Origin of the sequence: Streptomyces sp. NPDC001816 (assembly GCF_042892235.1) — a bacterium.
Classification (GTDB): Bacteria; Actinomycetota; Actinomycetes; order Streptomycetales; family Streptomycetaceae; genus Streptomyces.
Map to the genome: position 1 here is coordinate 885,646 of NZ_JBIATY010000003.1, position 15,486 is coordinate 901,131.

The 15,486-nt window shown below is 71.4% G+C and carries 12 protein-coding genes and 1 pseudogene; 1 reads left to right on the forward strand and 12 read right to left on the reverse strand.

Annotated features, from left to right (window positions below):
* Positions 1 to 184: 184 nt before the first annotated feature.
* The 9 genes and pseudogenes from ACFYZZ_RS15160 to ACFYZZ_RS15200 all read right to left on the reverse strand — a co-directional run bounded on the left by ACFYZZ_RS15160 (position 185) and on the right by ACFYZZ_RS15200 (position 9,048).
* A complete protein-coding gene (locus tag ACFYZZ_RS15160; RefSeq protein ID WP_386580881.1) occupies positions 185 to 310 on the reverse strand; it encodes a hypothetical protein in 126 nt (41 codons plus the stop codon).
* On the reverse strand, positions 307 to 2,616 hold the full coding sequence (locus ACFYZZ_RS15165) for a xanthine dehydrogenase family protein molybdopterin-binding subunit (protein ID WP_389175597.1): 2,310 nt from the start codon (positions 2,614 to 2,616) through the stop codon (positions 307 to 309). Before ACFYZZ_RS15165 ends, ACFYZZ_RS15160 begins: the two co-directional genes overlap by 4 nt.
* On the reverse strand, positions 2,613 to 4,241 hold the full coding sequence (locus ACFYZZ_RS15170) for a 2Fe-2S iron-sulfur cluster-binding protein (protein WP_389175599.1): 1,629 nt from the start codon (positions 4,239 to 4,241) through the stop codon (positions 2,613 to 2,615). The genes ACFYZZ_RS15165 and ACFYZZ_RS15170 overlap by 4 nt, the downstream gene beginning before the upstream one ends.
* A complete protein-coding gene (locus ACFYZZ_RS15175) occupies positions 4,238 to 5,131 on the reverse strand; it encodes an FAD binding domain-containing protein (protein WP_389175600.1) in 894 nt (297 codons plus the stop codon). The genes ACFYZZ_RS15170 and ACFYZZ_RS15175 overlap by 4 nt, the downstream gene beginning before the upstream one ends.
* Before the next feature lie 224 nt (positions 5,132 to 5,355).
* A complete protein-coding gene (locus ACFYZZ_RS15180) occupies positions 5,356 to 6,981 on the reverse strand; it encodes a beta-N-acetylhexosaminidase (RefSeq protein WP_389175602.1) in 1,626 nt (541 codons plus the stop codon).
* A gap of 1 nt (position 6,982) precedes the next feature.
* Positions 6,983 to 7,614 (reverse strand): annotated as a pseudogene (locus tag ACFYZZ_RS15185) (carbohydrate ABC transporter permease).
* On the reverse strand, positions 7,611 to 7,754 hold the full coding sequence (locus tag ACFYZZ_RS15190) for a hypothetical protein (RefSeq protein WP_389175604.1): 144 nt from the start codon (positions 7,752 to 7,754) through the stop codon (positions 7,611 to 7,613). Before ACFYZZ_RS15190 ends, ACFYZZ_RS15185 begins: the two are co-directional and overlap by 4 nt.
* Before the next feature lie 410 nt (positions 7,755 to 8,164).
* Complete coding sequence (locus tag ACFYZZ_RS15195; RefSeq protein WP_031159440.1) at positions 8,165 to 8,446, reverse strand: DUF3039 domain-containing protein; 282 nt, start codon at positions 8,444 to 8,446, stop codon at positions 8,165 to 8,167.
* 29 nt (positions 8,447 to 8,475) lie between these two features.
* Entirely contained in the window at positions 8,476 to 9,048 is a 573-nt protein-coding gene (locus tag ACFYZZ_RS15200; RefSeq protein ID WP_386580864.1) for a YqgE/AlgH family protein, read from the reverse strand.
* 265 nt (positions 9,049 to 9,313) lie between these two features.
* Between ACFYZZ_RS15200 and murA the strand changes: the two genes are divergently transcribed.
* Positions 9,314 to 10,654, forward strand: a complete 1,341-nt coding sequence (gene murA / locus ACFYZZ_RS15205; protein WP_389175607.1) for a UDP-N-acetylglucosamine 1-carboxyvinyltransferase — start codon at positions 9,314 to 9,316, stop codon at positions 10,652 to 10,654.
* A 107-nt stretch (positions 10,655 to 10,761) separates the two neighbouring features.
* Here the strand turns inward: murA and ACFYZZ_RS15210 are convergent, their stop codons facing one another.
* From ACFYZZ_RS15210 to ACFYZZ_RS15220, 3 genes are all read right to left on the reverse strand, one after another.
* Complete coding sequence (locus ACFYZZ_RS15210; RefSeq protein WP_018549700.1) at positions 10,762 to 11,043, reverse strand: HU family DNA-binding protein; 282 nt, start codon at positions 11,041 to 11,043, stop codon at positions 10,762 to 10,764.
* Positions 11,044 to 11,322: 279 nt separating this feature from the next.
* A complete protein-coding gene (locus tag ACFYZZ_RS15215) occupies positions 11,323 to 12,753 on the reverse strand; it encodes an NAD-dependent malic enzyme (protein WP_389175609.1) in 1,431 nt (476 codons plus the stop codon).
* 354 nt (positions 12,754 to 13,107) lie between these two features.
* Complete coding sequence (locus tag ACFYZZ_RS15220; RefSeq protein ID WP_389175611.1) at positions 13,108 to 15,486, reverse strand: HelD family protein; 2,379 nt, start codon at positions 15,484 to 15,486, stop codon at positions 13,108 to 13,110.

Here is a 15,486-nt window from a genome sequence, read left to right on the forward strand (position 1 = left end):
CGATCTTCCTCGGTGCGTCGGTCCCTGGGCTGGGCATGCCCGCCCGCCCTCCGGCTTCCCTCGGAAAGCGGCGGTCCCCCACTGCCCAGAACACTACGCCGCACCACTGACAACGCCCGTCGGAAAGGACGTCGGGCGAGCCTCGCGCGTTCCACTCCGGCCAGGAGTTACGCGATCGTCGACCTCACGTGAAGTAGATGCCGCCCAGCACGACCGCCAGGGCCGCCACCGCGAAGATCAGGATCCAGACGAACAACTTGCCCACGCTGGGCGGGGGTTCGTAGCGCGGTTCCTCGGGGGGCGTGGTCACTGGGGGGTGACCACCGCGGCTTGCGGGCGGATCGGGAGGCGGTTGACCGGGCGGCCCGTCGCCGCGCGGACGGCCGAGGCGATCGCCGCCGGTGACGTCACCACCGGGACCGCGCTGACCGACTTGGCGCCGAAGGGGGCGACCACGTCCCGCTCCTCGACCAGCTTCACGATCCGGATGTCCGGCGCGTCCAGCGCGGTCGGCAGGGCGTATCCGGTCAGGTCGGGGTGGCGGATCAGGCCGCGGGGCGTGCGCAGGTTCTCGGTCAGGGCGATGCCCACGCCCTGGGTGACGCCCGCCTCGATGCGCGAGGCCAGCTGCGCCGGGTTCAGCACCCGGCCCACGTCCTGGGCGACCGCCAGCTCGACCACCCGGACCGAGCCGAGTTCGATGTCCACGTCCACCACCGCGCGGATCGCGCAGAAGGCGAGGCCGACGAAGGCGTCGCCCTGACCCTCTGCGTCGAGCGGCTCGGTGGGGTGCGGGCGGCACTGGGCGGTGGCCCACAGCTCCTTGCCGTCCATCGCCTCGGTGACGGTCGTCGACAGCACGCCGTCGTACGAGGTGATCTTGCCGTCGGTGATCTGGAGCAGCTCCGTCGACATGCCGAACTTGTGCGCCAGGGGCTGCAGCAGTTGCGTGCGGACCATCTTGGCCGCGCGCTCCACCGCGCCGCCGGAGACCCAGGTGTGGCGGCCGCGGCAGCCCGCGCCCGCCGGGGGCTGGTCGGTGTCGACCGGTGCCACGTGCACCTCGTCGATGCCGAGCGTGTCCTGGACGATCTGGCGGGCGAGGGTGGTGAAGCCCTGTCCCGTCTCCACGGCCGCGCACAGCACGGTCGCGACGCCGTCGTGGACCTTCACGGTCGCCGTGGAGACCTCGTCGGCGCCCTCCGCGCCGAGCATGTGCACCATGCCCAGGCCGTAGCCGACGCCGCGGCGCACCGCGCCCGGCTCGCCCGCGCCCTCGGGGCCGCCGGGCAGCAGCCAGTCATCCTCGGGCGTGTCCTTGGGCAGGGCCGGGAGGGGGTGGTCGCGGACCGCCTGGAGGAGTTCGGCCACCGGCGCCGGGCAGGTGACCGTCTGGCCGATCGGCAGGACGTCCCCGGTCGCGAGCACGTTGCGCAGGCGCAGCTCGGCCGGGTCCTCGCCCAGCTTCTTGGCAAGCTTGTCCATCTGCGCCTCGTAGGCGGCGCACACCTGCATGGCGCCCTCGCCGCGCACATGGCCGGAGGGCGGGTTGTTGGTGCGGACGGCCCAGCCCTCGATGAAGGCGTTCGGGACGACGTAGGGGCCGCAGGCGAAGGAGACGGCGGCGGCGAGGGACTCGGCGGAGGTGTCGGCGTAGGGGCCCGCGTCGAGGAGGATCTGCGCCTCGACCTTGACCAGCCTGCCGTCGGCGTCGGCGTGGTGGCGGTAGCGCAGCAGGGTCGGGTGGCGGTGGGCGTGGCCGAGGAAGGACTCCTCGCGGGTGGCCGTGAGCTTCACCGGGCAGCCCGTCTTGAGGGCGAGCAGGCCGAGCGGGAGCTGGAAGCCCTGGTCCTCGCGGTCGGCGGTGGCGCCGGGCACCCCGGTGACGACGATCTTCACCCGATCGGGTGACAGGCCGTAGCAGGCCGCGGCCGTGTTGCGGTCGGTGTGCGGGTCGGTGGAGGCCAGGTACAGCTCCACGCCGCCGTCGGGCCGCGGCACGGCGAGACCGGCCTCGGCGCCGATCGGGGCCGGGTCCTGGCGGCCGATGCGGTACAAGCCCTCGACGACGACCTCGCCGACCGCGTCCGGGTCGCCGTGGCGCAGCGGGATGTGCCGGATCAGGTTGCCGTCGGGGTGCAGGGGCTCGGCCTCGAAGGCCTGCTCCGGGTCGGTGATCGGGTCGAGCACCTCGTACTCGACGATGACGGCGGCGGCGGCCATCCGCGCGGTGTCCGGGTGGTCGGCGGCGACGGCCGCGATGGGCTCGCCGTGGTGGCGTACGACCTCGGAGGCGAACACCGGGCGGTCGGGCGTGCCCCGGCCGTACCGGGGGGTGCCGGGCACGTCCTCGTGGGTGACGACGGCCCGTACGCCGGGCATCTCGCGCGCGTGGGTGGTGTCGATGGACACGATGCGCGCGTGCGCGTGCGGGGAGCGCAGGACGGCCGCCCACAGCAGGCCCTCGGCCCACAGGTCGGCCGCGTACGGGAAGGTTCCCTCGGTCTTGGCGCGGGCGTCGGCGTGCGGCAGCGAGGCGCCGAGGCCGTGCGGCAGCGGCTCGGCCTCCGGGGCCGCTTCGGCCGCGGTGGTCGCGGTGGCGGCTTCGTTGCTCACGCCTGGCCTCCGTCCTGGCCGTAGTGCTGCTCGTGCGGTCCCGGTGTACCGAAGGTGCCGGGACTGTCGAAGACACCGTGGCCCTCGAACGCCGACGGGTTGACGCCGCCGGAGCCCGGGCCCGCCTGGTGCGGAATACGTGCCTGGTCCCCGTCCGTCTCAGCGTCGGCGGCGGTGTGCGCCTCGCGTTCGGCGACGACTTCCTTGACGGCGTCCAGGACGCCCCGGTAGCCGGAGCAGCGGCACAGGTTGCCGCACAGGGCCTGCCGGGTCTCCAGCTCGGTCGGCGCCGGGTTGCCCTCCAGCAGGTCGTGCACGGTCATCGCCATGCCCGGCACGCAGAAACCGCACTGCACGGCACCGCACCGGGCGAGCGCCCGCTGCACGTCGGAGGACTGCCCGTCGACGGCCAGGCCCTCGACGGTACGGACCTCGGCGCCGGCCGCGGTGACCGCCGGGACCAGGCAGGAGGCCACCAGGCGCCCGTCCACCTGCACGTTGCAGGCGCCGCACTCGCCCTGCGAGCAGCCGTCCTTGGCCCCGGCGAGACCGAGCCGCTCCCGCAGGACGTACAGCAGGGACTCGCCGATCCAGGCGTCGGTGACGGGCCGGTCGGCGCCGTTGACGCGCAGCACGTACGAGGCGAGGGGGTGGTCGTCCCGCGGCCCCTGGGAGGCCTGGGCGGAGTCCTCGGCGGCGTCGTGTCCGGGGGCCGCCGGGTCCTCGGGGGCCGGGGTGTGTGCCGCGGGCTCGACCGGGTCTGCGGTCCCGGTGTCCTCCGGTGGGCCGGCCGGGTCGGCTTGGGCGGCTTCCGGCGCGGTGTCCGGGGTGTCCGCCGGGGCGGCCGGGGGCACGGGGTCCGCCGGGGCGGGGGGTGCGGCCGTGTCCGGCGTTTCCACGGCCTCCTGTGGGGCCGTCGGGGTCGCGGCCTCACCGTGCTGCGCCGGGCCGTCAGCGGGGCCCTCAGGGGCCTGTGCGGGCCCTGTGGCGGCGTACGGCGCCGTGGGCGCGTACTCCGGCGCCGGGGACGCGTCGGCCGTGTGGGGTTCGGTGTGAGGTTCGGCGCCGGGCTCCGGCTGCCCCCACGACCCGCCCGAGGTCTCCGTCGCCCAGGGCGCGGGCGCGCCGCCGGGCAGGGTGGCCGGAGGGGTGCCGCCCCACTGCTCGACCAGCGAGGACGTGGTGAACTCGCCCGACTCGTCCGGGAGATCGCCGCCGGCGACCGGGATGGACCACTGCCCGGTGACGTCGTGCCCGGGCCCGGACGGGGCCGCAGGCTCCTCGAAGGTCCACTGCTGGGTGGCGGCGGGGTGGTACGTGAACCGGTCGTCCGCCGCCTGCTCCTGGGGCACGGCGTTCGGGTCGGGCCACTGGTGGCCGTCGGCGGGCACGGTCCAGCTGCCGGTGGCGGCCGGGGCGCTCGTCCCGTGGGTCGCCGTTATCTGCGGTGGCACGTAGCCGTGGCCGGGGGCGGCCAGGGGGCTGTCACCGGACAGCAGGGCGTCGATGCCGCCTTCGGGGAGTTTGACGAAGGCGGTGGCGCCGTCGTCGTAGTCGCCCTGGGGCAGCGGGTCCCAGCGGCTGCCGCCCTGGGGCGCGCCCTCTCCGTGCTGGTCGTCGGTCACGACAGCGCCCTCCCCAGTGCTCGTCGGGCCAGCGCGGCGACGGTGCGCCGCAGGTGCAGTACGGCGGGCGGAAGCGGGACCACCGAACCGTCCGGCTCCGGGACGGGGTCGGGGATGCAGGCCGCGGCGACGTACTCCCCGAAGGCGTTCAGGGCCTCCGGGACGAGCGCGCGGTCGTTGTCCCAGTCGATGAGCCCGGCGACCCACTGCTCGGCCTCCAGGGGCCTGAGCGGCATCGGCGCTATGGCACCGACGGCACACCGCACCCCGCGCCGGGCCGGGTCGAGCACCAGGGCCACGGAGGCCACCGCACGGCCCGGGCCGGTGCGTCCGGTCGCCTTGAGGAAGACCTGCGGGGCGTGCAGCAGCGGCACGCGTACGTAGCCGATCAGCTCGCCGCCGCGCAGCATCTCCACGCCGGCCAGCAGGTGCGACACCGGGATCTCCCGGCGGGCTCCGCCCGGTCCCGCGATGATCAGCGTCGCCTCCAGGGCGGCCAGCACCGGCAGCGCGTCCCCGGTGGGGGCGGCGGTGGCGATGTTGCCGCCCAGGGTGCCGGCGTTGCGGATGTGCGGCGGGCCCGCGGCGCGCGCGGCGGCGGCGAGCGCCGGGATCAGGGCCGCGAAGTCGGGGCGGCCCATGCGCGCGTGGGTGAGGCCCGCGCCGAGCAGCGCGTGGCCGTCCTGGTACTGCCAGCCGCGGATCTCGCTGATCCGCCCGAGGCCCACCAGGGCGGCGGGCCTGAGCTGGCCGGAGTTGACGGCGGCCATCAGGTCGGTGCCGCCCGCCACGGGGACGGCCGTGGGCATGGCGGTGAGCGCCGCCACGGCCTCGTCCAGTGTCGAGGGCAGCGTGACGGCCTGCGCCGCCTGCGGTGCGTGCGTGGTCAAACCGGCTGCCCCTTCCCGCTGCCCCACCTGGTCCCTCCTGTGTGGCCGTACGGTACGTGCTCACAGGGCGGACGTGGCAACTCTGGCACATCTTCGCAAGGCCCGAACGCGGGGGTCCGCTAGGAGGCATTCGCCCACCTCATCGGGGAGATGGTCCGTTTTCGCATGGCTTCACCGGCATATTCCTATTGCCACTCTTCGGTGATCCCGAAAGGTTTTTTCCGTTATCTGTTCGGAGGCGGTCCCTCCAGCGGCCGGCCGAGCACACCGGGGCGCCGCTGCCACGGCCGCGGCCCGGTGGGCGGCCGGTAGGCGACTCCGAGGGCGTCAAGTCGCCCGTAATGGGCGGCCATACGGCGCTCGAAGTCCGCGAAGTCCCGCTCCTGCGGGGCGGGAAGCCGGCTCCAGGCGACCTCCGCGAAGGCGGCGAGCCTCGGGAAGGTCTGGTAGTCCACGCGCGCGGTGTCCTCCATCACCTCGGTCCAGACGTTGGCCTGGGTCCCCAGCACATGACGGGCCTCCGCCTCGCTGAGCTGGGACGGAACCGGCTCGAACCGGTAGACGTCCTCCAGGGTGCGCACGAAGCCGATCGGCACGGGCTCGTCCTCGCCCGGGGCCTGCCGGTGGTCCAGATAGACGTACTGCTCCGGGCACATGACGACGTCGTGCCCGGCACGCGCGGCCGCGACGCCGCCGCCGTAGCCACGCCAGGAGGACACCGCCGCGCCCGGCGCGAGTCCGCCCTCCAGGATCTCGTCCCAGCCGATGAGCCGACGCCCACGCGCGGTAAGCCACTTGTCGAAGTGCCCGATGAACCAGGACTGCAACTCGTCCTCGTCGGCGAGCCCGAGTTCCGTGATGCGGGTCTTGGCGGCGACCGACTCGCGCCACTGCTCCTTGGGGCATTCGTCGCCGCCGACGTGAATGAACTCCGACGGGAACAGCTCCAGGACTTCCTCGAACACCCCCTCGTAGAACCGCAGGGTGGTGTCAGTGGGGGCGAGTACGTTGGACGAGATCCCCCAGGTGTCCCACACGGTCAGCGCGGGGGTGTCGATGACGTCGGTGTTGCCCAGTTCCGGATACGCGGCGAGGGCGGCCTGCGAGTGGCCCGGTACGTCGATTTCCGGGACGACAGTGATATGCCGCTCGGCGGCGTAGGCGACGATCTCCCGGATGTCGTCCTGGGTGTAGTAACCCCCGTGCGGCTTCTCCTCCCACAGCGGCGAGGCCCGGTGTCCGAATTTCGTCCGCGCCCGCCAGGACGCGACCTCGGTCAGCCTGGGGTGGCGCCGGATCTCGATCCGCCAGCCCTGGTCGTCCGTCAGGTGGAAGTGGAAGACGTTGAGTTTGTGCGCGGCCATCAGGTCCAGGTAGCGCAGGACGCCTTCCTTGGGCATGAAGTGCCGGGCCACGTCGAGCATGAGACCGCGCCAGCGGAAGCGGGGGGCATCTTCGATCGTGACATGCGGCACGATCCAGGCGCGGTCGCGGCTGAGCGGGGCCCTGCGGTACGCGTCGGGGCCGAGGAGCTGACGCAGCGTCTGGGCGCCCCAGAAGACACCAGTCGCGCTGCCACCCTCGATCAGGACGCCGGTCGAGTCGCTGACGAGGCGGTACTCCTCGGGGCCGAGCTCAGAGTCGAGCTGGAGCCCGATGCCGTCGCCTTCGGTGTCGTCGAGCTCCCGCCCCTCGCGCAGCGGCAGGCCGGTGGCCTGCCAGAGGACGGTGCGCAGCCAGTGACCGACGCCCTCCGTGGCGGTGCCGGCGTAGAGCTGGGAGTGCGCCGTCAGCCGCACCTCGCCGGAACCGGCGACGACGCTACGGGGGTTCGGAATCAGTTCAGTCACGTCAGTCCTTTACCGCTCCGCCCAGTCCCGGGACCAGGCGTCGCTGTACGAGTACGAAGAAGACCAGCAGGACCATCGGCAGGGTCGACTGCGAGGTGTCGCTGATGATGAAGGACTCGGCGAACAGGAAGTCGTTCCAGGCCGAGATGAAGGAAAACACGCTCGTGCCCACCTGGCCCGGGAAGACGAGCGGGAAAAGGATCTGCCAGAGGAATCTCCCGCGGCTCGCCCCTCCAGGTACGCGGCCTGCTCCAGCGCTTGTGGCACGGCTTTCACGAACCCCACCAGAAACATGATCAGCAAGGTGGTCCGGAAGCGGAAACGGAATCGTGCGACGGCGGTCGCGGCGAGAAACGCGATCACCGCCGAGGCGATCACCACACTGCCCGCCACCACCATGCTGTTGGCGAAGTAACGGCCGAATTCCTGCTGCCCGAAGACCCGCCGGAAGGAGTCCAGGGACGGCGACAGCGTCCACGGCCGGGGCCGGTCGGACTCGATCTCGCCGGCCGGTCTGAAGGCGCTCAGCACCATCCAGTACAGCGGGAAGGCGACGGCGACCGCGATCAGCAGGGCCGAGACCTCTGCAACGAACCGCCACGGCCGCGCCACACGCACCCGAAGAAGATTCACAGCTCCTCCCCCTCACGGCGCAGGATCCGCAGGTACCCCAGCGTCACGGCGAGCAGGATCAGCAGCATCACCACGCCGATCGCCGAGCCGAGGCATTCGGGGACACCTCGGGCACGTCGCGGGTCGCCGCCAGGAACCACATGCCGTCCCGGTGCGCAAGGTCCGACTCGCCCTGTCGGCAGGAAGCCAGGAGCTCCAACTGCTCTGGGCTGCCAGTGAAGTCGATCCCCCTGACCCGGCCCGAGGTCGTCCATATCGAAACCGTGCGCCGGTCGATCTGCCAGGACAGGCACCGGTCGCCGTAGGCCTGCGCGGCATCCGAGCGGAAGGTGACGCGCTTGGACTCTGTCCGCCGCCTCCACCATCCGCCTTCAGGTTGCAACATATGCAATGAATGTTTCGCTCTGCACAACACCACAGAGGCTATGAACAACATGAACATGGCGACAAGAGGTCTCAACCACTCTGTGACCAGAAAACACAAAGGCCCCCGGGACGCGTCCAGACGCGTCCCGGGAGCCTTGCGATCCTCAGCCGGGCGGGGAGACCCCTACTTCTTGTCGCCACCCTTGTCGTCGCCGCCGCTGCCCATGGACTCGTAGATCTCCTTGCACATGGGACACACGGGGTACTTCTTCGGGTCGCGGCCGGGCACCCACACCTTGCCGCACAGCGCCACGACGGGAGTCCCGTCGAGGGCGCTCGCCATGATCTTGTCCTTCTGGACGTAGTGGGCGAAGCGCTCATGGTCGCCGTCGCCGTGGGACACCTGTGGCGTCGGCTCTACGAGGGTCCCGGTACCAGTCCCGCGCTCGGGCTCAAGAGTGCTCATATCAGCAAGGGTACTGAAGCTCACAGGCATCAGTTGAGCGACGGGTCGTCCGGATACGTGGCCACCATCGCCAGCTCGTTGCGCTGGCGGCGGAGTACTTCGCGCCACAGTCGCTCCGGGGCCGGCGAGGACACGTCGCCCGGCTCGGACTCGACGACGTACCAGGCGCCCTCCACCAGCTCGTCCTCCAGCTGGCCGGGGCCCCAGCCGGCGTATCCGGCGAAGATTCTCAGCGAGCCCAGGGCCGAGGCGAGCAGCTCCGGCGGGGCCTCCAGGTCGACCAGGCCGATCGCGCCGTGCACCCGCCGCCAGCCGAGCGGGGCGCTGTCCCCGTTGGCACCGCCCGGGATGACCGCGACGCCGAGCGCCGAGTCCAGCGAGACGGGTCCGCCCTGGAAGACCACGCCGGGCTCGCCCGCGAGATCGGCCCAGCCCTCCAGGATGTCGCCCACGTCCACCGGGGTGGGGCGGTTGAGGACGACACCGAGGGAGCCCTCCTCGTCGTGGTCGAGAAGGAGCACCACCGCGCGGTCGAAGTTCGGGTCCGCCAGGGCGGGCGTGGCCACGAGCAGCCGCCCTGTGAGCGAGGACACCTCGGTCATGCCAGACATGATCCCGCATCTTTCCCCGGTGTGGGGAGCCAATCGGTTGGGCGAGTGAACGCAGCTCAGGGCGCGTGGGCGCAAGCCCCGCGCGCGGTGACCCCATGTGCCCGGTGCGGAACGGTTCGTGTTGTGACACAGCTATGACGTGGCTGGGTGGTACTTGGGCTTACGGCAGGGGGGCGATCGGCGATTACCCTGTCTCTCCGGCCCCCGCGCTAAGTGATCGGCCGACCCCTGCCCGACTCATCGGAACGCGAGATACATGACCGTCAACGACGATGTCCTGCTTGTCCACGGCGGAACCCCGCTGGAGGGCGAGATCCGTGTCCGCGGTGCGAAGAACCTCGTACCGAAGGCCATGGTCGCCGCCCTGCTGGGCAGCGCGCCGAGTCGACTGCGCAACGTTCCGGACATCCGTGACGTGCGTGTCGTACGCGGCCTGCTGCAGCTGCACGGGGTGACGGTCCGACCGGGTGAGGAGCCCGGTGAGCTGGTGCTCGACCCGACCCATGTGGAAAGCGCGAACGTCGCTGACATCGATGCCCACGCGGGTTCCAGCCGTATCCCGATCCTCTTCTGCGGTCCGCTGCTGCACCGTCTCGGCCACGCCTTCATCCCGGGCCTCGGCGGCTGCGACATCGGCGGCCGGCCCATCGACTTCCACTTCGACGTGCTGCGGCAGTTCGGCGCGACCATCGAGAAGCGCGCGGACGGCCAGTACCTGGAGGCGCCGCAGCGGCTGCGCGGTACGAAGATCCGGCTGCCGTACCCGTCCGTCGGCGCGACCGAGCAGGTGCTGCTGACGGCCGTACTGGCCGAGGGTGTCACGGAGTTGTCCAACGCGGCCGTCGAGCCGGAGATCGAGGACCTCATCTGCGTGCTGCAGAAGATGGGCGCGATCATCGCGATGGACACCGACCGCACGATCCGCATCACCGGTGTGGACAGCCTCGGCGGCTACACCCACCGCGCCCTGCCGGACCGTCTGGAGGCCGCGTCCTGGGCTTCCGCGGCTCTCGCGACCAGCGGCAACATCTACGTCCGCGGCGCCCAGCAGCGCTCGATGATGACGTTCCTGAACACCTACCGGAAGGTGGGCGGTGCCTTCGAGATCGACGACGAGGGCATTCGTTTCTGGCACCCGGGCGACCAGCTGAAGTCCATCGCGCTGGAGACGGACGTGCACCCCGGTTTCCAGACCGACTGGCAGCAGCCGCTGGTGGTGGCCCTGACGCAGGCCACGGGCCTGTCCATCATCCACGAGACGGTGTACGAGTCCCGGCTCGGCTTCACCTCGGCGCTCAACCAGATGGGCGCGCACATCCAGCTCTACCGCGAGTGCCTGGGCGGCTCCGACTGCCGCTTCGGCCAGCGCAACTTCCTGCACTCCGCGGTCGTCTCGGGACCGACCAAGCTGCAGGGCGCCGACCTGGTCATCCCCGACCTGCGCGGCGGCTTCTCGTACCTGATCGCGGCCCTCGCGGCCGAGGGCACCTCCCGGGTCCACGGCATCGAACTGATCAACCGCGGCTACGAGAACTTCATGGAGAAGCTGATGGAGCTGGGCGCGAAGGTCGAGCTGCCGGGCAAGGCACTCGGCTGACGACAACCAGCCCGGCCGGCGTTTAAGGCCGTTTTTGACCGCAACAACGATGGGGCGGCACCCGAAGACTTACGGGTGCCGCCCCATCGGCGCTCTCAGCGGAGCGCTTACTTGCCCTTGGCCGCTTCCTTGAGCTTGGAGCCCGCGGAGACCTTCACGCTGAAGCCGGCCGGGATGTTGATGGGCTCACCGGTCTGCGGGTTGCGCGCGGTACGAGCGGCACGGTGGGTGCGCTCGAAGGTCAGGAAGCCGGGGATGGTGACCTTCTCGTCGCCCTTGGAGACGATGTCGCCGACGACCTCGGCGAACGCGGCCAGAACGGCGTCGGCGTCCTTGCGGGTCACCTCGGCGCGGTCGGCCAGCGCGGCCACCAGCTCACTGCGGTTCATGTTGTTACTCCCGTGTTCTTCTTGCCGTTGAGGCGTGAGGTGAGATCGATGCCGATGCGCTCGCGCCCAGAGACGCATCCTGCCCCTACCTGCGGCGGGAAAGCCAATCCGGCACCCGTAGGAGTCGTGAGAACACCCTAGGGAGTCACACGAAAAACGCCTGCTGGGCCGTCACCCTAGAGGGCACCCGCCGGTGGGGGGTTCCACGACGCGCCGGTGCGGGGGCTGCCGTGTCGATCCTCACAGCCCCTGCACAGTCGCTCCCACAGCTTCTGAACCCTACGGCACGAAGGGCTCGGACGCCGCTCCGACCGCCTTGGCCGCGTCGCGCACCGCTCCGGCGACCGCGCCCGCGACCTTGTCGTTGAAGACGCTCGGAATGATGTAGTTCGGGTTCAGCTCGTCCTCGGTCACCACGTCGGCGAGGGCCTTCGCGGCGGCGAGCATCATCTCGGTGTTGACCGTGCGGGACTGCGCGTCCAGCAGGCCGCGGAAGACACCCGGGAAGACCAGCACGTTGTTGATCTGGTTCGGGAAGTCGGAGCGGCCGGTGGCCACAACAGCGGCCGTCTGACGGGCGATTGCGGGGTCGACCTCGGGGTCCGGGTTCGCGAGCGCGAACACGATGGCGCCCTCGGCCATGGCGGCCACGTCGTCGCCGTCGAGGACGTTCGGGGCGGAGACGCCGATGAAGACGTCGGCGCCGCGCACGGCCTCCTTCAGGGTGCCGGTCAGGCCCTCGGGGTTGGTGTTGTCGGCGATCCAGCGCAGCGGGGAGTCGGCCGGGGCGTCCACCAGGTCCGCGCGGCCGGCGTGCACGACGCCCTGGATGTCGGCGACGACGGCGTTCTTCACGCCCGCCGCGATCAGCAGCTTGAGGATGGCCGTGCCGGCCGCGCCGGCGCCGGACATGACGACCCGGATGTTCTCGATCGCCTTGCCGGTGACGCGAAGTGCGTTGGTCAGGGCGGCGAGGACGACGATCGCGGTGCCGTGCTGGTCGTCGTGGAAGACGGGGATGTCGAGGGCCTCGCGCAGGCGGGCCTCGATCTCGAAGCAGCGGGGCGCGGAGATGTCCTCGAGGTTGATGCCGGCGAAGCCGGGGGCGATCGCCTTGACGATCTCGACGATGGCGTCGGTGTCCTGGGTGTCCAGGCACAGCGGCCAGGCGTCGATGCCGGCGAAGCGCTTGAAGAGGGCCGCCTTGCCCTCCATGACGGGCAGCGCGGCCTTGGGGCCGATGTTGCCGAGGCCCAGCACGGCGGAGCCGTCCGTCACGACCGCAACCGAGTTGCGCTTGATGGTGAGGCGGCGTGCGTCCTCGGGGTTCTCGGCGATCGCCATGCACACGCGAGCCACGCCCGGCGTGTAGATCATCGAGAGGTCGTCACGGTTGCGGATCGGGTGCTTGGACTGCATCTCGATCTTGCCGCCGAGGTGCATCAGGAACGTACGGTCGGAGACCTTGCCGAGCGTGACGCCCTCGATGCCGCGGAGCTTCTCGACGATCTCGTCGGCGTGCGTGGTCGAGGTGGCCGCGATGGTGACGTCGATGCGGAGCTTCTCGTGGCCGGACGCGGTGACGTCGAGGCCCGTGACCGAGCCTCCGGAGGACTCCACGGCTGTGGTGATCTGCGAGACGGCACTTCCGCTCGCGGGCACCTCCAACCGGATGGTCATCGAGTAGGAGACGCTGGGCGCCGTTGCCATGGCCGACTTCCTCTGCTTTCACCGTGTCGCGAGTTGTGCCGTCCGATCGTCGCACCTACCGGTGAGTACGTGATAGCCGCCCGGGATTGCGGACGTTTTGTTCACAGCGGGTGCGTAGTTTCGGAAAATCACTTCCACCATACGAGATTCGATCAGGCAATGAAAGAGGCCCACATCACAGGGTGATGTGGGCCTCCCACACGTTCATGACACCGACCCGCCATGCTCGCCTCGCGGCAAGTGGTCCCTCTGAGGGACGAAGGTTGGGCCCGGGGGCTTGGATCGGGCCGGTGCCACACCAAGGCTAACAAACGGATCCCGTAAGGCCATTCCCGTCGGCCGACTTCACAGCTTTCAGTCCCGCAGCAGGTCGGGCACCCCCGCCGCGTCCGGTTCGTCCCGTTCTCCCGAGACCACCGTCAGCTGCTGGGTGGCCCGGGTCAGCGCCACGTACAGCACCCGCAGGCCGGCCGGGGACTCGTCGGCGATCTCCGCCGGGGAGACGACGACCGTCGCGTCGTACTCCAGGCCCTTGGCCTCCAGGCTGCCGAGCGCCACCACCCGGTCGCCGAGCCCGGCCAGCCAGCGCCGGGCCTCCTCGCGCCGGTTCATCGCGACGACCACGCCGACCGTGCCGTCCACCAGGCCGAGGAGCTGCTCGGCCGCCGCGCGCACGGTCTTCTCCAGGGAGTCCCGTACGACGGTGCCGCGGCCATCGTTCGTTCTCACAAATCGCGGCTCGACCCCGGTGGACCGTACGGCCGACGGCGCCTCGGAGCCGGGCATGGCGAGGGCGAGCACCTTGGCGGCCAGCTCGGCGATCTCGGCCGGGTTGCGGTAGTTCACGGTGAGCTGGAAGCGGCGCCGGGGGCGGGTGCCGAGGGCCTCGTCGCGGGCCTCGGCCGCCTCGTCCGGGTCGGACCAGGAGGACTGCGCCGGGTCGCCGACGACCGTCCAGGTGGCGTGCCGGCCGCGGCGGCCGACCATGCGCCACTGCATCGGCGTGAGGTCCTGCGCCTCGTCGACGATGACGTGCGCGTACTCGGTGCGTTCCTGCGCGAGGCGCTCGGCCCGCTCGCGCTGGGTCTCCTCGCGCACCGGCATCAGCTCGTCCAGGCCGGTGAGCTGGTCCAGCGGATCGAATTCGCGCTTCTTCCTCGGCCGGGCCGGGGCGCCGAGGATCGCCTGCAGCTCGTCGAGCATGGCGACGTCGTGGACGGAGTACCCGTCCCGCTTCAGCGAGCGGGCGACCCTGCGGACCTCGCCGGGGTTGAGGATCCGGCGGGCCCAGCGGCCGAGCCGCCGCTCGTCGGCCATGGCGGCGAGGACCCCCTTCGGGGTCAGCTCGGGCCACCAGGCGTCGAGGAAGGCGATGAAGACGTCCTCGCTGGTGATGTCCTCGTCGAAGGAGGAGCGCAGCTCGGCGGCCAGCTCCGGGTCGGTGTGCCGGCCGGCCGCGCCGGACTTCGCCCACAGGGCGTCCAGGAGCAGCTTGCGGGCGCGCGGGCGGAGCAGGTTGACCGGCGCGGTGCCGCCCAGGGCGGTGCGGCGGACCCGTTCCAGCTCGGCGGCCTCCAGTTCGAGGCGGCGGCCGAAGGCGACGACGCGCAGGCGGGACGGGGGGCCGTCGAAGGCCTGCGGCTCGCCGGCCTCGTCGTACTCGTCCAGGGCGAGCTGCCCCGCCGGAGCGGCCGGCCCCAGCTCCAGCGCGCCCCGGGCGGCCTTCCGCAGCACCTTCAGCATCCGGTACGAACCCTTGGCGCGGGCCACGGACGGGGAGTCGTACAGCGTGGCCTCCACGCCGTCGACGAGCGAGCCGATCGCGCGGATGGCGACCTGGCCCTCCTCGCCGAGCGAGGGCAGCACGCCCTCGGTGTAGGCCACCAGCAGCGGGGTCGGCGAGACGATCAGGATGCCGCCCGCGTAGCGTCTGCGGTCCTGGTAGAGCAGGTAGGCCGCGCGGTGCAGGGCGACCGCGGTCTTGCCGGTGCCGGGGCCGCCCTCGACGTAGGTGACGGAGGCGGCGGGGGCGCGGATGACCAGGTCCTGCTCGGCCTGGATGGAGGAGACGATGTCCCGCATGGTGTGACTGCGGGCCTGGCCGAGGGCGGCCATCAGCGCGCCGTCGCCGATGACGGGCAGCTCGCGGTCGTTGAGGAACGCCGTCAGCTCCGGGCGCATCAGGTCGTCCTCGACCCCGAGGACCTGGCGGCCCTTGGAGCGGATGACCCGGCGCCTCACGACCCGGCCGGGGTCCTTCGGGGTGGACCGGTAGAAGGGCGCGGCGGCCGGTGCCCGCCAGTCGATGACCAGCGGCGAGTAGTCCTCGTCGAGCACGCCGATCCGGCCGATGTGCAGGGTCTCGGCGATGTCGGCGGTGTTGTCGGGCCGGACCGCGCCCTCGGCGGGCTCCACCGCCGTGTACGCCCCGTCGGGCCCCTTCTTGCCGTCCCTGCCGAGCAGCAGGTCGATCCGGCCGAAGAGGAAGTCCTCGAACTCGTTGTTGAGCCGGTTCAGGTGGATACCGGCCCGGAAGACCTGGGCGTCCCGCTCGGCGAGCGCGCCGGGCGTGCCGACCTGGCCGCGCTTGGCCGCGTCGTTCATGAGGAACTCCGCCTCGTGGATCTTCTCCTCGAGGCGTCGGTACACCCGGTCGAGGTGTTCCTGTTCGACGCTGATCTCCCGGTCCCGGACCGAGTCGAGCGCGGTTTCCTGCTGAGCCTGAGCGGCCAC

What these genes read in the sequence shown, in the direction of transcription:
- ACFYZZ_RS15195 (WP_031159440.1), bottom strand. Translation starts at nt 8,446, where the DNA reads ATGAGCACTCTTGAGCCCGAGCGCGGGACTGGTACCGGGACCCTCGTA.
- ACFYZZ_RS15200 (WP_386580864.1), bottom strand. Translation starts at nt 9,048, where the DNA reads ATGACCGAGGTGTCCTCGCTCACAGGGCGGCTGCTCGTGGCCACGCCC.
- murA (WP_389175607.1), top strand. Translation starts at nt 9,314, where the DNA reads ATGACCGTCAACGACGATGTCCTGCTTGTCCACGGCGGAACCCCGCTG.
- ACFYZZ_RS15210 (WP_018549700.1), bottom strand. Translation starts at nt 11,043, where the DNA reads ATGAACCGCAGTGAGCTGGTGGCCGCGCTGGCCGACCGCGCCGAGGTG.
- ACFYZZ_RS15215 (WP_389175609.1), bottom strand. Translation starts at nt 12,753, where the DNA reads ATGGCAACGGCGCCCAGCGTCTCCTACTCGATGACCATCCGGTTGGAG.